At 73.0% G+C, this 14,740-nt stretch carries 14 protein-coding genes; 2 read left to right on the forward strand and 12 right to left on the reverse strand.

The features are described from left to right. Nucleotides 1–20: 20 nt before the first annotated feature. Nucleotides 21–1,718 carry a flavin monoamine oxidase family protein gene (locus ACZ67M_RS32310; protein ID WP_361366628.1) on the reverse strand — a complete coding sequence of 566 codons (1,698 nt, stop codon included), beginning with the start codon at nt 1,716–1,718 and terminating at the stop codon, nt 21–23. Nucleotides 1,719–1,768: 50 nt separating this feature from the next. Continuing rightward, entirely contained in the window at nt 1,769–2,557 is a 789-nt protein-coding gene (locus tag ACZ67M_RS32315) for a carbon-nitrogen hydrolase family protein (RefSeq protein ID WP_361366625.1), read from the reverse strand. A gap of 353 nt (nt 2,558–2,910) precedes the next feature. On the opposite strand from ACZ67M_RS32315, the gene ACZ67M_RS32320 reads away from it, so the two are divergent. After that, entirely contained in the window at nt 2,911–3,471 is a 561-nt protein-coding gene (locus tag ACZ67M_RS32320) for a Repetin (RefSeq protein ID WP_469853824.1), read from the forward strand. Here ACZ67M_RS32320 and ACZ67M_RS32325 read toward each other — a convergent pair. The 10 genes from ACZ67M_RS32325 to fmt all read right to left on the reverse strand — a co-directional run bounded on the left by ACZ67M_RS32325 (nt 3,440) and on the right by fmt (nt 13,836). After that, nucleotides 3,440–4,651 (reverse strand): MFS transporter, encoded by a 1,212-nt coding sequence (locus tag ACZ67M_RS32325; RefSeq protein ID WP_469853825.1) that lies wholly within the window; start codon nt 4,649–4,651, stop codon nt 3,440–3,442. The two genes, ACZ67M_RS32320 and ACZ67M_RS32325, sit on opposite strands and share 32 nt — an antisense overlap. A gap of 138 nt (nt 4,652–4,789) precedes the next feature. Then, nucleotides 4,790–5,242, reverse strand: coding sequence for an Lrp/AsnC family transcriptional regulator (locus ACZ67M_RS32330; protein ID WP_125490424.1), 453 nt, complete (start codon nt 5,240–5,242; stop codon nt 4,790–4,792). Nucleotides 5,243–5,257: 15 nt separating this feature from the next. Then, the gene (locus tag ACZ67M_RS32335) at nt 5,258–6,748 is read right to left on the reverse strand and encodes an amino acid permease (RefSeq protein ID WP_469853826.1); all 1,491 of its coding nucleotides are present in this window, start codon (nt 6,746–6,748) and stop codon (nt 5,258–5,260) included. 304 nt (nt 6,749–7,052) lie between these two features. Continuing rightward, nucleotides 7,053–7,448 carry a hypothetical protein gene (locus tag ACZ67M_RS32340; RefSeq protein ID WP_392239231.1) on the reverse strand — a complete coding sequence of 132 codons (396 nt, stop codon included), beginning with the start codon at nt 7,446–7,448 and terminating at the stop codon, nt 7,053–7,055. A gap of 69 nt (nt 7,449–7,517) precedes the next feature. Next, complete coding sequence (locus ACZ67M_RS32345) at nt 7,518–8,960, reverse strand: GuaB1 family IMP dehydrogenase-related protein (protein ID WP_469853827.1); 1,443 nt, start codon at nt 8,958–8,960, stop codon at nt 7,518–7,520. A 108-nt stretch (nt 8,961–9,068) separates the two neighbouring features. Continuing rightward, complete coding sequence (locus ACZ67M_RS32350; protein WP_361366609.1) at nt 9,069–9,422, reverse strand: barstar family protein; 354 nt, start codon at nt 9,420–9,422, stop codon at nt 9,069–9,071. A gap of 47 nt (nt 9,423–9,469) precedes the next feature. Beyond that, complete coding sequence (locus tag ACZ67M_RS32355; protein WP_361366606.1) at nt 9,470–10,513, reverse strand: sugar-binding transcriptional regulator; 1,044 nt, start codon at nt 10,511–10,513, stop codon at nt 9,470–9,472. A gap of 77 nt (nt 10,514–10,590) precedes the next feature. After that, nucleotides 10,591–11,277: a ribulose-phosphate 3-epimerase gene (rpe, locus tag ACZ67M_RS32360; RefSeq protein ID WP_469853828.1), complete on the reverse strand. Its 687-nt coding sequence runs from the start codon at nt 11,275–11,277 to the stop codon at nt 10,591–10,593. A 122-nt stretch (nt 11,278–11,399) separates the two neighbouring features. After that, nucleotides 11,400–12,827 carry an RsmB/NOP family class I SAM-dependent RNA methyltransferase gene (locus ACZ67M_RS32365; protein WP_361366600.1) on the reverse strand — a complete coding sequence of 476 codons (1,428 nt, stop codon included), beginning with the start codon at nt 12,825–12,827 and terminating at the stop codon, nt 11,400–11,402. A 76-nt stretch (nt 12,828–12,903) separates the two neighbouring features. Then, entirely contained in the window at nt 12,904–13,836 is a 933-nt protein-coding gene (fmt, locus tag ACZ67M_RS32370) for a methionyl-tRNA formyltransferase (protein WP_469853829.1), read from the reverse strand. Between the two features lie 328 nt (nt 13,837–14,164). Here fmt and ACZ67M_RS32375 point away from each other — a divergent pair, with 328 nt between their 5' ends. Beyond that, on the forward strand, nt 14,165–14,716 hold the full coding sequence (locus ACZ67M_RS32375) for a hypothetical protein (RefSeq protein WP_392014323.1): 552 nt from the start codon (nt 14,165–14,167) through the stop codon (nt 14,714–14,716). Nucleotides 14,717–14,740: the final 24 nt, after the last annotated feature.

Genomic DNA, 14,740 nt, shown 5'->3' on the forward strand with positions numbered 1-14,740 from the left:
GTCCGGGACCGCCCGGGGGATCAGTCCTCGGGCAGCCGCACCGGCGCGATCTCCTCGTACACGTCGCCCGGGCCCGGGTTGGTCGCGTCGGTCTCCCCGCCGAAGTGGTGCATGACGCCCCAGACGGCGTTCAGCGCCGTCTGGACCGCGCCCTCGGCCCAGCCGGCCGTCCAGGAGATGTCGTCGCCGGCGAGGAAGATGCCGCGCTTGTCCTCGGGCAGCTCCTCCTGCATGAAGTGCGTGAACAGGCGGCGCTGGTAGCGGTAGTGGCCGGGGAGGTTGGCCTTGAACGCGCCCATGAAGTAGGGCTCGTTCTCCCAGGAGACCGTCACCGGGTTGCCGATGACGTGCTTCCGGATGTCGACCTTCGGGTAGATCTCGCCGAGTGACTTCAGCATGACCTCCATCCGCTCGTTCGCGGACAGCGGCAGCCACTTCAGGCTGTCGTCGCACCAGGTGTAGGAGAGGCAGATGACGGCGGGCCTGTCCGGGCCGTCGTCCAGGAGGTAGGTGCCGCGGGTCATGCGGTCGGTGAGCGTCATCGACATGACGTCCCGGCCGGTGTCCTCGTCCTTGTCCAGCCAGAAGGGGCGGTCTACGGGGACGAAGAGCTTGGACGACTCCATGTAGTGGGTCCGCTCGATCGCCGTCCAGTGGTCGATCGGGAAGAGCGAGTCGTCGCAGGCGATCTTGGACAGCAGCATCCAGGACTGGGCGGTGAAGATCGCCGCCCGGTACGTGCGGATGTCGCCGTCGGCGTCCGTCACCGTGATCCGGTTGCCCGCGGTGCGGTTCAGCCGGGTCACGGCCGGGCGCGGCTCGCCGTCCGCGTGCAGGGACTTCAGCGAGGTGCCGTGCGGCCAGTGGACGATCTTCTCCGGCTCGCGCTCCCACAGGCGCGTCGGCAGCTGCTGGGAACCGCCGACGATGCCGCGGTGGTGGTCGTCGGCCTCGGTGTAGACGACGCGCAGGATCTCCAGGATGGAGTTGGGGAAGTCGGTGTCCCAGCCGCCGGTGCCGAAGCCGACCTGGCCGAAGATCTCCCGGTGCCGGAAGGACTTGAAGGCGTCGGAGTCGCAGAGGAAGCCGTAGAAGGTCTGGTTGTCGAACTTCTCGACCAGCCGGGACCAGATCTCGCGGATGCGCGGGACGTCGCGCTCGCGCAGGGCGCGGTTCATGTCGGAGAAGTCGGCGCCCTCTTCGAGGCACTTCGCCCAGGCGTCGGCCACGTCCCGGTAGACCTGCGGGAGGTCGTCGAGCGTCTCGGCGTAGTGCGACTCGCCCTTGAGGTCCACGACGGTGGAGGGCGTCGCCTCGGCGAGCGGGTTGGGGAAGGGACTGGTCCGGAGCCCCACCAGGTCGATGTAGTGCTGGAGGGCGGTGGAGGACGGCGGGAAGCGCATCGCGCCCATCTCGGCGGTCAGGGACTCGTCGCAGCCGTCGAAGCCCACGGTGCGCAGCCGGCCGCCGATCTTGTCGGCCTCGTAGACGACGGGCTTGAGGCCCATCTTCATCAGCTCGTAGGCGGCCACGATGCCGGACAGTCCGCCGCCGACGACCGCGACCTCGGCGCCGTGCTCGGTCGCCGGTATCTGGCCGAGTCCCGCCGGGTGGGCGAGGAAGTCGTCGTACGCGTACGGGAAGTCCGGACCGAACATGGTGATCGGCGGCTGCTGCTCGTCTGCGTGCTCGACGGCGTTGGGCACGGTGGACGTCATGGGGTGCGGACTCCTTGCACGGGTGGAACGGAGGGGGTGGCGGTGGGGGTTCAGGCGAGGGACCCGTAGAGACCGGGGCGGCGGTCCGCCAGGTACGGGTTGTGCTCGCGGGACGCGGCGAGGAGGGCCGGGTCCACGTCGCCGAGGACCAGTTCCTCGGCGCGGCCGGCCCGCGCGCGGGCGGTGCCGTCGGGGCCGGCGAGGGTGGAGAGGCCGACGAACTCGAACTCCCCCTCCTGACCGGCCCGGTTGACGTACGCCACGTACATCTGGTTCTCGAAGGCGCGCACCGGCACGACCGACTCGGCGACGAACTGGAACGGGTGCATCTGCGCGGTCGGCACGAGCAGCAGGTCGGTGCCGGCCAGGGCGTGGGCGCGGACGTTCTCCGGGAACTCCACGTCGTAGCAGATCATCAGGCCGACGGTGACGCCGTCGAGCCGCGCCTGCACGACCGGCTGCTCGCCGGGGGTGAAGTGGTCGCGCTCGAAGCAGCCGAAGAGGTGGGTCTTGCGGTAGTTGGCCAGGCGGGTGCCGTCGGCGGAGATCAGCTGGACGGAGTTGAAGACCCGCTCGCCCTCCCGCTCGGGGTAGCCGTACGCGATCGCGAGGCCGTGGCGCCCGGCGGTCTCCGCGACGGCGTCGGCCGAGTCTCCGTCGGCGGGCTCGGCGAGGACGCCGATGTCGTCGCCGATCGCGTACCCGGTCAGGAACAGCTCCGAGGTGACGAGCAGCCCGGCACCCGCGGCCGCGGCCCGGCCGGCGGCCTCGTCGAGGACCTTGAGGTTCTCGGCGGTGGAGCCGGGCCGGCCGGAGCTCTGGAGCAGGGCGGTGCGCATGCGTGTTCCTCACCGGTGGGAGGGGGTCGGGGGGCCAGATAGACGGTACGGTCGGCGGACTCGGCCGGACAAGACGGACCTGTTGCGCACCGCAGAGCGGTTCGTTGCGTGCGTCGGGCGCGGCGCGGAGATTCGTTGTGCGCGGCCGCCGGCGGGGCGGGAACGGGCGCCCGCCCACGCCCGGCGGGGCGACGGCCGGGGCGCCCGCTCCTCCTCGGGTGGCATCCCGGACGGATGCTCCCCGCCGCGCGGCGGAGGGCGGTCCCGCCCCGGGGGCGATGTGGCGGGGGTGCGGCGACGGGACAGTGGTGGGCGTTCAAGTCCGCCGCCATCCGCCCACCGAGGGGACCGCCGTGAAACGAAGCCGTACGACGACCGCCGCGCTCTGCGCCGCCCTGTTGCTCACCGCCCTCACCACCGGCGCCGCGGTCGCGTCCGGGCCGCACGAGGGCACCCCGCAGGGGCCGCCCCCGCGGGAGGCCGCCGCGCTGACCGGCAGCGCCAAGCTCCACCGGTCGGCGGGCGACGACATCACCTTCACCTTCGACGCCCACCTCGCGGCGGAACACGACGACAACCCGCTGAAGGCCACCGGGACGTTCGAGTTCAGCCACTACCTCGACGGCGCCGGCGCCAGGGCGAAGGCAACCGTCGACTGCCTCCTGACCGGCGGCGACGTGGCCGTCGTCTCCGGCGTCATCACCGACTCCGACCTGCCGGGAGCCGAGGGCAGGCGGGTCGGCGTCACGGTCCACGACCTCGGCCGCCGCGACCGGCTCGGCTACAGCTGGGCGGCGACGGGCAGCCCCGTGGAAGGCGGGGATCCGCCCAAGTGCGTCGGGTCGGCACCCTTCGAGAAGGTGAAGAAGGGCAGCGGCGACTTCACGGTCGTGCCCTGGCGGCCGAGGCTGTAACCCGCGCGACGGTGGCCAGCGCCAGCGCCGTCAGCAGGTACGGCACCGCGGCCAGGGCGAACGCGGTGCCGTGCCCGGTCGCCGAGGAAGCCACCGCGTAGGCGCCGTAGGTGGCGAGGGTGCCCAGCTCGGTGCCGAGGCCCGCGACCGAGGTCAGGGTGGCCCGGCCGGTGTCGTCGATCCGCCGCTGGAGACGCGCGTCGGCGAGCACGGTCGCCAGCTGGAAGCCGCCGAAGGCGAGCCCGACCAGGACCAGGGCGGCCGGGGTGCCCGCGGCGGCGCCCACCGCCATGGCGAGCGCGGAACCGGCGAGCAGGGCGGCGAACCCGGTGGCGGTCAGGCGGTCGGCGGCGCCGGCGAGCAGGCTGCCTCCGGTGGCTCCGGCCCAGATCACCAGCAGCAGCCACGGAACGGTCTCCTCCGCGACTCCGGTGTCCAGCGCCAGCAGCGGCGTGTACTCGTCGAGCGCGCCCCACACCGCGGTCACGGCCGGGACCAGCAGCAGCGCACCGCGCACCGAGCGGTCGGTGCGGGCGTCGACGAGTCCGGCGCGCAGGGTCGCGGCCCACCCCGGGCCGCCGACGGACGGTTCGCGGTGCTCGGGGAAGCGCGTCGCCACGGCGGCGCCGACGAGGCAGATCAGCACGCTGGCCGCGCCGACCGCGTCGTAGCCGCCCCAGGCGAACACCGGACCGGCCAGACCCATCGCGGCCATCGTCGCCGCGATGCCGATGGCCCGCGCCCGGCCCATGACCACGGCGTACCGGTCGGCCGCGCCGGCCCGGTCCAGCTCGTCGTAGACCAGCGCCTCCTGCGCGCCGGAGCCGAGGGCCCCGCCGGCCCCCCACAGCACGAAGCCGAGCGCGAAGGCGCCGTAGGAGGGCACCAGCACCCACAGGGCGAAGCCGGCGGCGGTGAGCAGCGGGCCGAGGACCAGGAGCAGCCGCCGGGAGACGGCGTCGGCCCAGGCGCCGGACGGCACCTCCAGCAGGACGCCGGTCAGCGACCACAGGGCGAACAGGGAGGAGATCTGCCAGACGGACAGACCGGTGTCGCTGAACAGCAGCGCGTACACCGGGTAGAGCAGGACGAACTCGTCGCAGAACGCGGAGGCGTACAGCGTGCGCGTCAGCCGCCGGGTACCGGCGGTGGCGGGGGCACGCCCGGGTGAGAGAGTCATGAGGCCTTCCCGAGGGGGCGGATCGGACACCGGAGGTACGGCGTCCGGGGCGGCCCTCGGGAGGAGGCCCTACTGGTGGATCAATGTCGCCAGGTCATGCCACCGATGCTAGACGGCGCCGGGCCTCCTGCCCACCGATTACGTGGGCGACCCCGACGAGAAGCGCCGCAGCAGCGGCGAGAGCACCAGCACGGACTTGGTCCGCTCCACGAACGGCTCCCCGGCGATCCGCTCCAGGACCCGTTCGAAGTGCCGCATGTCGGAGGCGAAGACCTGGGCGACCGCGTCCGCGTCCCCGGTGACGGTGGACGCGGCCACGACCTCCTGGTAGCGCTCCAGGCCCCGCTGGATGGTCTCCGGCGAGGTGTTGCGCCGGCAGTGGATCTCGACGAACCCCTCGGTCTCCCAGCCGAGCGCGGCGGGGTCGACCCGTACGGTGAAGCCGGTGATGGCCCCGGTGGCGCGCAGCCGGTCCACGCGCCGTTTCACGGCGGGCGCGGACAGACCGACCGACTGCCCGATGTCCGCGTAGGAGCGGCGGGCGTCCTCGGCGAGGGCGTGCACGATGCGTTCGTCGAGTTCGTTCAGCACTGCGGGCGGTTCACTTCACTTCTGGTGCGTCCGGGCCTCTGACGGGTCCGGCGAGGCGAGTCGGGAGCGGCGGTGGCCGTACACGAAGTAGAACACGAGCCCCACCGCCATCCAGACACCGAAGACCACCCAGGTGACGGTGGACAGGCTGCCCATCATCCAGACGCAGAAGCCGAAGCCCAGGGCGGGCAGCACCGGCGACAGCGGTACCCGGAAGGTGCGGGGCATCTCCGGACGGGTCCGGCGCAGCACCACGACGGCCACGTTGACCAGGGCGAAGGCGAAGAGGGTGCCGATGCTGGTGGCGTCGGCGAGCTGCCCGAGCGGGATGGCGGCGGCCAGCACGCCGCAGAACAGGGAGACGATCACCGTGTTGGCGCGGGGCGCGCCGGTCTTCGGGTGGACCTTGGAGAAGACCTTGGGCACCAGACCGTCGCGGGACATGGCGAACAGGACGCGGGTCTGCCCGTAGAGCACGGTCAGGACGACGCTGGCGATGGCGACGACCGCGCAGAAGGCCAGCAGGGTGCCCCAGAAGCTCTGTCCGGTGACGTCGGTCATGATCTGGGCGAGGGACGCCTCGGAGTCGGTGAAGTTACGCCAGGGCTTCGCGCCGACGGCGACGGCCGCGACGAGGACGTACAGCACCGTGACGATGATCAGCGAGAGCATGATCGCGCGGGGCAGGTCGCGCTGGGCGTTCTTCGCCTCCTCACCGGCGGTGGAGGCGGCGTCGAAGCCGATGTAGGAGAAGAAGAGCGTCGCGCCGGCCGCGCTGACCCCGGCCATGCCGAGCGGCATGAAGTGCTCGTAGTTGCCGGAGCGGAAGCCCTGGACGCCGATCGCGCAGAACAGCACCAGGGCCGCGATCTTGACGACGACCATGATCGTGTTGGCCCGGGCGGACTCGCGGGCGCCGCCCAGCAGGAACGTCATGGCGAGCAGGACGACGATCAGCGCGGGCAGGTTGAAGATGCCGCCGTCTCCGGGTGGTGCCGACAGGACGGCGGGGAGGGTGACGCCGATGGTGCCGTCGAGCAGCTCGTTCAGGTACTCGCCCCAGCCGACGGCGACGGCGGCCACCGACACGCCGTACTCCAGGACCAGGCACCAGCCGCAGATCCAGGCGACCAGCTCGCCCATCGTGGCGTAGGCGTACGAGTACGAGGATCCGGCGACCGGGATGGTGCCGGCCAGTTCGGCGTAGGACAGGGCCGAGAAGAGCGCCGTGAGGCCGGCGATGACGAAGGAGAGCGTGACGGCGGGACCGGCCTTGGGGACGGCCTCGCCGAGGACGACGAAGATGCCGGTGCCGAGGGTGGCGCCGATGCTGATCATCGTGAGCTGCCAGAGGCCGAGGGAGCGGCGGAGGCTGCCGCCCTCGCCCTGGCCGCCCTCGGCGACGAGCCGTTCGACGGGCTTGCGGCGCACGAGGCGCGCGGCCAGGCCCGGGGACGATGGGGCGGCCGTTGCGCCGTGGTGCGGGGGTGCGCCTTGGTCGAGCACGCGTTGACTCCTTTGTCGCTTCCGGTCGGCGCCGCCGCGGTGAGCGGACGGGCTCGGGGCGGGGCCTGGGAGCGGCGGGGACCGGCGGGCGCGCTCGTGCCGAACGAACGGGAACCCGTCGAGCGGGGTCCCCGCCACGCCACGTACAGCGCAGAACACTACGAGCGGGGCGCGGCCCGGGTAATGCAGCAACCTTGCGTGTCCCAGCACGATCGTTGCGTTCGCCGGGGCCTGGCGCGTGTTCGTTGCGCGAGGGCCGTGAGCCGTTGCGCGGCGGGTCCGGCGGAGGGTGGATCGTCCCTGGTCAGTGGCTGTCGGGATCGCCCGCGACGGCCCGCGCCTCGGCCACCTCCGCCGCGTCGAGGCCGATCTCGCCGGGCCGGTCGCGGGCGGCCTCCTGGGCGTCGATCCAGCGCGTGTGCGCCTCCCAGGCGGCCTGCTTGCTGGTGCCGAGGGCGGCCCCGATCTGCGACCAGGAGGCGCCGGCCTCGCGGGCGGCCCGCACGGTGAGCTGACGCCCGTAGGCGGCCTTGCGGGCCACCACCTCGCTCAGCGCGAGCAGTTCCAGGAGCTGGGGACGGTCGAGGGCTTCCGCGTCGCTGCCCGCCCCCGCGAGGGACTCGCGGACGCGCAGCTCGTCGAGGCGGGCCACGGCGGTCAGCAGGGTGTGCTGCGGCTCGATGCTCCGCGGTGTCGTCATGCGTCCAGCGTCACGTCAGGGCGGCTTGACGTCAAGCCGCCCTGACGCTTCTCGGACGCGAGCCGGTGCTCAGCCCCAGCTGGCGTGCAGCGGCTTGCCCTCGGCGTATCCCGCGGCGCTCTGGATGCCGACGATGGCCTTCTCGGCGAACTCCTCCAGCGAGCCGGCACCGGCGTAGGTGCAGGACGAGCGGACGCCCGCGATGATCGAGTCGATCAGGTCCTCGACGCCGGGGCGGGCCGGGTCGAGGAACATGCGGGAGGTGGAGATGCCCTCCTCGAACAGCCCCTTGCGGGCCCGGTCGTACGCCGACTCCTCGGAGGTGCGGTTGCGCACCGCGCGGGCGGAGGCCATGCCGAACGACTCCTTGTAGGCACGGCCGTTGGCGTCGTGCTGGAGGTCGCCCGGGGACTCGTAGGTGCCCGCGAACCAGGACCCGACCATCACGTTGGAGGCGCCGGCCGCGAGGGCCATGGCCACGTCGCGCGGGTGCCGGATGCCGCCGTCGGCCCAGACGTGCTTGCCGTACTTCTTCGCCTCGGCGGCGCACTCCAGGACGGCGGAGAACTGCGGCCGGCCGACGCCGGTCATCATGCGGGTGGTGCACATGGCACCCGGTCCGACGCCGACCTTGACGATGTCGGCGCCGGCCTCGATCAGGTCGCGCACGCCCTCGGCGGAGACGATGTTGCCCGCGACGATCGGAACCCGCGGGTCGAGGTCGCGGACCACCTTGACGGCGCTGATCATCGACTCCTGGTGCCCGTGGGCGGTGTCGATGACGAGGGTGTCCACGCCTGCGTCGAGGAGCTGCTTGGCCTTGCCCGCGACGTCCCCGTTGATGCCGACCGCGGCGGCGACGCGGAGCCTGCCGTTCGCGTCCGTCGCGGGGGTGTACAGCGTGGCGCGCAGGGCGCCCCGGCGGGTGAGGATGCCGGCGAGGCGGCCGTCCTTGTCGACGGCCGGGGCGTAGCGCCGGTTGGCGGCGTCGAGGGTGTTGAAGGCCTCGCGCGGGTCCATGTCCGCGTCGATGAGGATCAGGTCCTTGGACATGACCTCTTCGAGCTGGGTGAAGCGGTCCACGCCGGTCAGGTCGGTGTCGGTGACCACGCCGACGGGCTTGTGGTCACCGTCGACGACGACGCCCGCGTTGTGCGCGCGCTTGGGCAGCAGGGCCAGCGCGTCGGCCACGGTCTGGTGCGGGGCCAGCACGATCGGGGTGTCCAGGACGTGGTGGCGGCTCTTCACCCAGGAGACGACCTCGGTGACGACCTCGATCGGGATGTCCTGCGGGATGACCACGAGGCCGCCGCGCCGGGCGACCGTCTCCGCCATCCGGCGTCCGGCGATGGCGGTCATGTTGGCGACGACCAGCGGGATGGTGGTGCCCGTGCCGTCCGGGGAGCCGAGGTCCACGCCCTGCCGGGAGCCCACGGCGGAACGGCTCGGCACCATGAAAACGTCGTCGTACGTCAGGTCGTACGAGGGCTGGATGTCATTCAGGAAACGCACGTGCTGCACATCCCAGTCGATCAGAGGTGGCCCCCGGACAGGTCAGCCAGGGGGAAAGAGCACGTACTTCATTCTCCCACGGCCCGGCGCCGGCAACCCCCGGGCAGATCATCCAGGCTGGTCAGGAGCCTCCTTGGAGGAACCTCCAGGGCCGAGCGTGACGAAGAGCCCCGGCCCGCGGTCGGTGGCCTCGGCGAAGACCTCCTCGGCCACGGTCCACTCGTCCGGCCGCGTCTCGGCGTACGCCCGCCAGCCGCGCACCAGGAGGACCAGCCCCCGCTCCTGGGCCTCCGGCGGCCAGACGGACGGGTCGGAGAGGGAGTCGGCGAGCGCGTCCCAGTTCCGGCCGAACCAGTCGGGCAGGGCCAGGTCACGGGCGCAGCGCTCCATCAGGCCCGCCTTGTCCGTGACCCCGTCGAGGTCCAGCGTGACCACGAGCCGCCCCGCGGGATCCTCGGTCATGTCGCGCCCTCTCCCGTTCTGATCGTCCGTCCCGTCCTGAGCCCCCGTCAGACCCCGTCCGGGTCCGCCCGGTTGAGCGTCGACTTCGGTGCCGAGCCCAGGGTCATCAGGTGGTCGGCGGCCGACGTGTCCGTCACCAGGCTGGTGACCAGCCCGGAGCGCAGCACCGCGTCGATGGCCGCCGCCTTGCGCTGCCCGCCCGCGATCGCCACGACCTCGGGGATGCGGCGGAGCTGGTCGGCCTTGACCGTGATGCACCGCTCCCCCAGGTCCCGCCCGACCCTGCGCCCCTCGGCGTCGAAGAGGTGCGCGGACATCTCGGCGGCGACCCCGAGCGAGGCGTAGTGCGCGCGCTCCTCGTCGCTGAGCATGTCGTGCACCGTCGAGATGCCCGGCTCCCAGGAGCCGATGGAGACGCAGGCGACCGTGACCTTGTCGAAGTACTCGAAGGCCCGGGCGATCCCGGTCTGGTGGCGCAGCGCCTGGGCGGTGGCCGCGTCCGGCAGGAGCATCGGCGCGTAGATGGGGTGCGCGTCGCCGCCGGACACCTGCGCGGCGCGCCGCACGGCCTCGACCGAGCCGCGTTCGGCGGTCCCGGCGTCGTACACGCCCGTCAGCTGCACCACCGTGCACGGCGGCAGCCGGTCGAGCGCCGCCGCCATGTGGATGGTGGACCGTCCCCAGGCCAGGCCCAGCACGTCGCCCTCGGTGACCAGCTCGCCGAGCAGGTCGGCGGCCACCTCACCCAGGTTCTCGGGGTCGGGTGTCTCCTCGGCGTCGGCCGGGGACTCCACCACGACGGCGTGCCTGAGCCCGTAGCGGGCCCGCAGCGCGTCCGAGCGCTCGGCGTCCAGCTCGGCCGGCACCCGGATCTCGATTCGTACAAGGTCTCGCTCAAGGGCGGTCTCCAGGACCCTGGCCACCTTGAAGCGGCTGACGCCGAACTCCTCCGCGATCTGGATCTTGGACTTGCCCTCGAGGTAGAAGCGGCGGGCCATGGCCGCCGCCTGGACCAGCTCAGCGGGTCCCATCCGCATGGCTGAACGGCCCGCCGACATACCCGACACGGCGATCTCCTCACTGCTGTTCACACTCTGGATACGCCGTTCATCCTTGCAGATTCGACGCACTTGATCAGCCCTGATGGGAGCCGTTCACGTTCTGTTCCTCAGTGGTCGCAGGACCAGGACGCCCCGGCGGTCGCCGACTCGGCCTGCGTGCGCAGTGCACGTACCGCCTCGGCCGGGTCGGATGCCCCGTAGACGGCGGAACCCGCGACGAAGACGTCCGCGCCGGCGTCGGCGCACCGCTCGATCGTCGACGCCGAGACACCGCCGTCGACCTGGAGCCACAGCTCCAGACCATGCTTCTTGATCAGCTCACGGGTGCGCCGGATCTTCGGGAGCATGATGTCGAGGAACGTCTGCCCGCCGAAGCCCGGTTCAACCGTCATGACCAGCAGCATGTCGAGTTCGGGGAGCAGGTCCTCGTACGGCTCGATCGGCGTCGCGGGCTTCAGCGCCATGGACGCGCGGGCGCCCTTGGCGCGGATCTCCCGGGCCAGCCGTACCGGCGCGGCGGCCGCCTCGACGTGGAAGGTGACGGAACCGGCGCCGGCCTCCACGTACTGCGGCGCCCAGCGGTCGGGGGCGTCGATCATCAGGTGGCAGTCCAGGGGGGTCTCGGTGGCCTTGGCCAGCGACTCCACGACCGGCACGCCGAGTGTGAGGTTCGGGACGAAGTGGTTGTCCATGACGTCGACGTGGAGCCAGTCGGCTCCGGCGACCGCCTCGGCCTCGTCCGCGAGGCGGGCGAAGTCGGCGGAGAGGATGCTGGGGTTGATCTGCGCGGCCATGGCCCCAAGCCTGCCATGCCCTCCGGGGGCCGGGTGGGTGGGGTTGTTCGTCGGGTGCGGGTGGGATGTGGTTGCTCGCGCAGTTCCCCGCGCCCCTGACGGGGCGCGTTCGGCGAGGCTCGTTACGCGGTTCTGCGGATCAGGGCCAGGTACATCGCGTCCGTGCCGTGGAGATGGGGCCAGAGCTGGACGTCGGGGCCCTCGCCGAGGTTGGGGACGTCCGGGAGGAGGGGGCGGGCGTCGAGGAGGTCGGTGCCGGGGTGCTGCTTGAGGACGTCCGAGACGACCGCGCGGGTCTCGGCGAGGTGGGGTGAGCAGGTCGCGTACGCGACCACGCCGCCGACCCGTACGGCGTCCAGGGCATTGCGCAGCAGGCCGCGCTGGAGCGGGGCGAAGCCCTCCAGGTCCTCGGGCCGGCGCCGCCAGCGCGCCTCGGGGCGACGGCGGAGGGCGCCCAGGCCGGTGCAGGGCACGTCGACCAGGACGCGGTCGAAGGTGCCGGGCCGCCACGCCGGACGGGTCCCGTCGGCGGCGATCACCTGGTACGGCCCCGGGTTCCCGTCCAGCGCCTTGGCCACCAGTCCCGCGCGGTGCGGCTGCTTCTCCGAGGCGAGCAGGAAGGCGCCGCGTTCGGCGGCCAGGGCGCCGAGCAGCGCGGCCTTGCCGCCGGGACCGGCGCACCCGTCCAGCCAGCGCCGGTCGGGGCCTTCCAGGGGCGCGCCCGCGAGGGCGAGGGCGACCAGCTGGCTGCCCTCGTCCTGCACACCCGCGCGGCCCTCGCGCACGGCCTCGACGGCCCCCGGCTCACCGCCCTCGCTGAGCCGCACCGCGTACGGCGACCAGCGGCCCGGCACGGCGGCCTCCTCGGCGAGCAGCTCGTCGGTCGTGGCACGGCCGGGGCGGGCGACGAGGGTCACCTCGGGCCGCTCGTTGTCGGCGGCCAGCAGGTCCTCGATGCCGGCCCGGCCGCCGCCGAGCGAGTCCCAGAGCGCGGAGACCACCCAGCGGGGGTGCGAGTGCACGACGGCGAGGTGGTCCTCGGGATCCTCGTCGTAGGGCGGCGCGACCCGCTCCAGCCAGCCGTCGAGGTCGTCCCGCGCCACCTTGCGCAGCACGGCGTTGACGAACTTGGCGCGCCCGTCGCCGAGCACCACCCGCGCCAGCTCCACGGAGGCGGAGACGGCGGCGTGGCTGGGGATCCGGGTGCCCAGGAGCTGGTGCACGCCGAGGCTCAGCACGTCCAGGACGGGCGGGTCGACCTCCCGCAGCGGCCGGTCGACGCAGTCGGCGATGATCGCGTCGTACGTCCCCTGCCGGCGCAGCGTCCCGTACACCAGCTCGGTCGCGAGGGCGGCGTCCCGGGCGTCGAACTTCTCGGGGCCCTCCTTCTCCCGCGCCTTGCGCAGCAGCGGCGGCAGCACCAGGTTGGCGTAGGCGTCCCGCTCGTCCACCGCCCTGAGCGCCTCGAAGGCGAGCAGGCGGACGGGGTCCTTCTGCGGCCTGCGGTACGGCTTGCCGGGCTTGCGGGGACGACGAGGCTGCTCGCTCACGAAAAGGTGCTCCGGGTGTGTGATGAAGTGCGCTGTCCAGCCTACGACGGGCCGGGGAACGGTGGTGCGGCGGTGGTCAGTCGCCCAGCAGCTCGCCCTCGGTGATCCGCGCCCCCCGCGCCCAGTCCGCGGCCCGCATCGGCTTCTTGCCCTGCGCCTGCACCCACAGCAGCTCGACGGCGTACGAGCCGGTGCCGACGTACACGTTGTTCTTGCCGGGGGCGAGCTGCCCCGGGGCGAGGTCGTTCCGGCCGGGGAGCGGGACCGCCTGCACGAGCTTGAGCCGCTCGCCGCGGAAGGTGGTCCACGCACCGGGCGCCGGGGTGCACCCGCGCACCACCCGGTCCACGCGCAGTGCCGGGGCGGCCCAGTCGATCCGGGCGTCCTCGACGGTGATCTTCGGAGCGAGGGTGACACCGTCGGCCGGCTGCGGCACGGCGTCCAGGGTGCCGTCCTCGATGCCGTCCATGGTGGCCGCGAGCAGCCCGGCGCCGGCGAACGCGAGCCGGGTCAGCAGGTCGCCGCTGGTGTCGGTGGACCGCACGGTCTCGGTGACCGTCCCGTAGACGGGGCCGGAGTCCAGGCCCTCCTCGATCAGGAAGGTGGACGCTCCGGTGATCTCGTCGCCCGCCATCAGCGCGTGCTGCACGGGCGCGGCCCCGCGCCAGGCGGGCAGCAGCGAGAAGTGCAGGTTGACCCAGCCGCGGGCGGGCACGTCGAGGGCGACCCGGGGCAGCAGGGCTCCGTAGGCGACGACGGGGCAGCAGTCGGGCGCGATCGCGCGCAGCCGGTCCAGGAACTCGGGGTCGCGCGGCCTCGCGGGCTTGAGCACCTCGATGCCCGCCTCCTCGGCCCGCTCGGCCACGGGCGAGGCGACCATCCGGCGCCCCCGCCCGGCCGGAGCGTCGGGCCGCGTGACGACGGCGGCCACCTCGTGACGCCCGGAGGCGATCAGGGCGTCCAGAGCGGGAACGGCGACCTCGGGGGTACCGGCGAAGACGAGCTTCATGGGTGGGACGGGCCTCTCGGGCGGGGGCGTTGACGAGCAGCACACCAGTCTACGAGCCCGCACGAAACGGAAGACCGCCGACGGCGAGCCACCACGACGGCAGAGGTCAACCACCCAACGGACTGGAAACGGGTGGTGCGCGGGTGGGTCATGGAAGCCGAGGGCCGAAGGCCGAGGCGCAAACCTGCCCCCGACGGCGCACGCATATGCCCCCACGCCCCCAGCCCGTGACCCGCGGAGCCCCCACGCGTTGGTCAAGGAAGAGTTGACCACACCGGGCCGCCCGCGCGGCCCGATTCCTTTCAACGCCGGTTCGAGAGGCTTGTTCATGGCCGACCACGCAACCCACGACGCCCAGGCTCGGGCCAGCCTGCACTTGCTGGTGCGGGACATCGAGCGGGTCCGCCGGCAGGTGGACGCACTGCGCACCCTCACCGCCCAGCTGGGCAACGTCTACCGCCCGCGCCGCTCCGGCCCCTCCACGGGCTTCGTCGTCTACGGACGCGCCCCCGCCCCGACGGTCCGGCTCGCCCAGGAACTGCGGGACAGCGTCGAGACCCTGGTCACCGCCGCCGTGGACTTCGACCGCTCGCTCGGCTTCTCGTGGGACGCGGTGGGCTCCGCACTCGGCGTCACCAAGCAGGCGGTGCACCGCCGCTACGGCTCCCGCCGCGCCGCCGCCCAGCCGGTGGCCGCCGCCGAGGCTCCCGAGCACACCCCGGAGCCGACGGGCACCCGACCGGTCAACGTGGGCCCCGTCCTCCCCGCGGTGCCCACGGTCCCGGCCGCCCGCTCGATGCCGACCCAGCCGACGGCGAGCAGCCCGGCCTGGCGCGACGAGGTCCGGCCGACGGCTTTCCCCGGCCCGCGCAACGGCTGACGGCACCGCCCGACCGCCCTCCCG

It is taken from the genome of Streptomyces sp. NPDC107500 (assembly GCF_055582785.1).

Coding starts and splice junctions, on each gene's coding strand:
- ACZ67M_RS32310 (WP_361366628.1), bottom strand. CDS start 1,718: ATGACGTCCACCGTGCCCAACGCCGTCGAGCACGCAGACGAGCAGCAG.
- ACZ67M_RS32315 (WP_361366625.1), bottom strand. CDS start 2,557: ATGCGCACCGCCCTGCTCCAGAGCTCCGGCCGGCCCGGCTCCACCGCC.
- ACZ67M_RS32325 (WP_469853825.1), bottom strand. CDS start 4,651: ATGACTCTCTCACCCGGGCGTGCCCCCGCCACCGCCGGTACCCGGCGG.
- ACZ67M_RS32340 (WP_392239231.1), bottom strand. CDS start 7,448: ATGACGACACCGCGGAGCATCGAGCCGCAGCACACCCTGCTGACCGCC.
- ACZ67M_RS32350 (WP_361366609.1), bottom strand. CDS start 9,422: ATGACCGAGGATCCCGCGGGGCGGCTCGTGGTCACGCTGGACCTCGAC.
- rpe (WP_469853828.1), bottom strand. CDS start 11,277: ATGGCCGCGCAGATCAACCCCAGCATCCTCTCCGCCGACTTCGCCCGC.
- fmt (WP_469853829.1), bottom strand. CDS start 13,836: ATGAAGCTCGTCTTCGCCGGTACCCCCGAGGTCGCCGTTCCCGCTCTG.
- ACZ67M_RS32375 (WP_392014323.1), top strand. CDS start 14,165: ATGGCCGACCACGCAACCCACGACGCCCAGGCTCGGGCCAGCCTGCAC.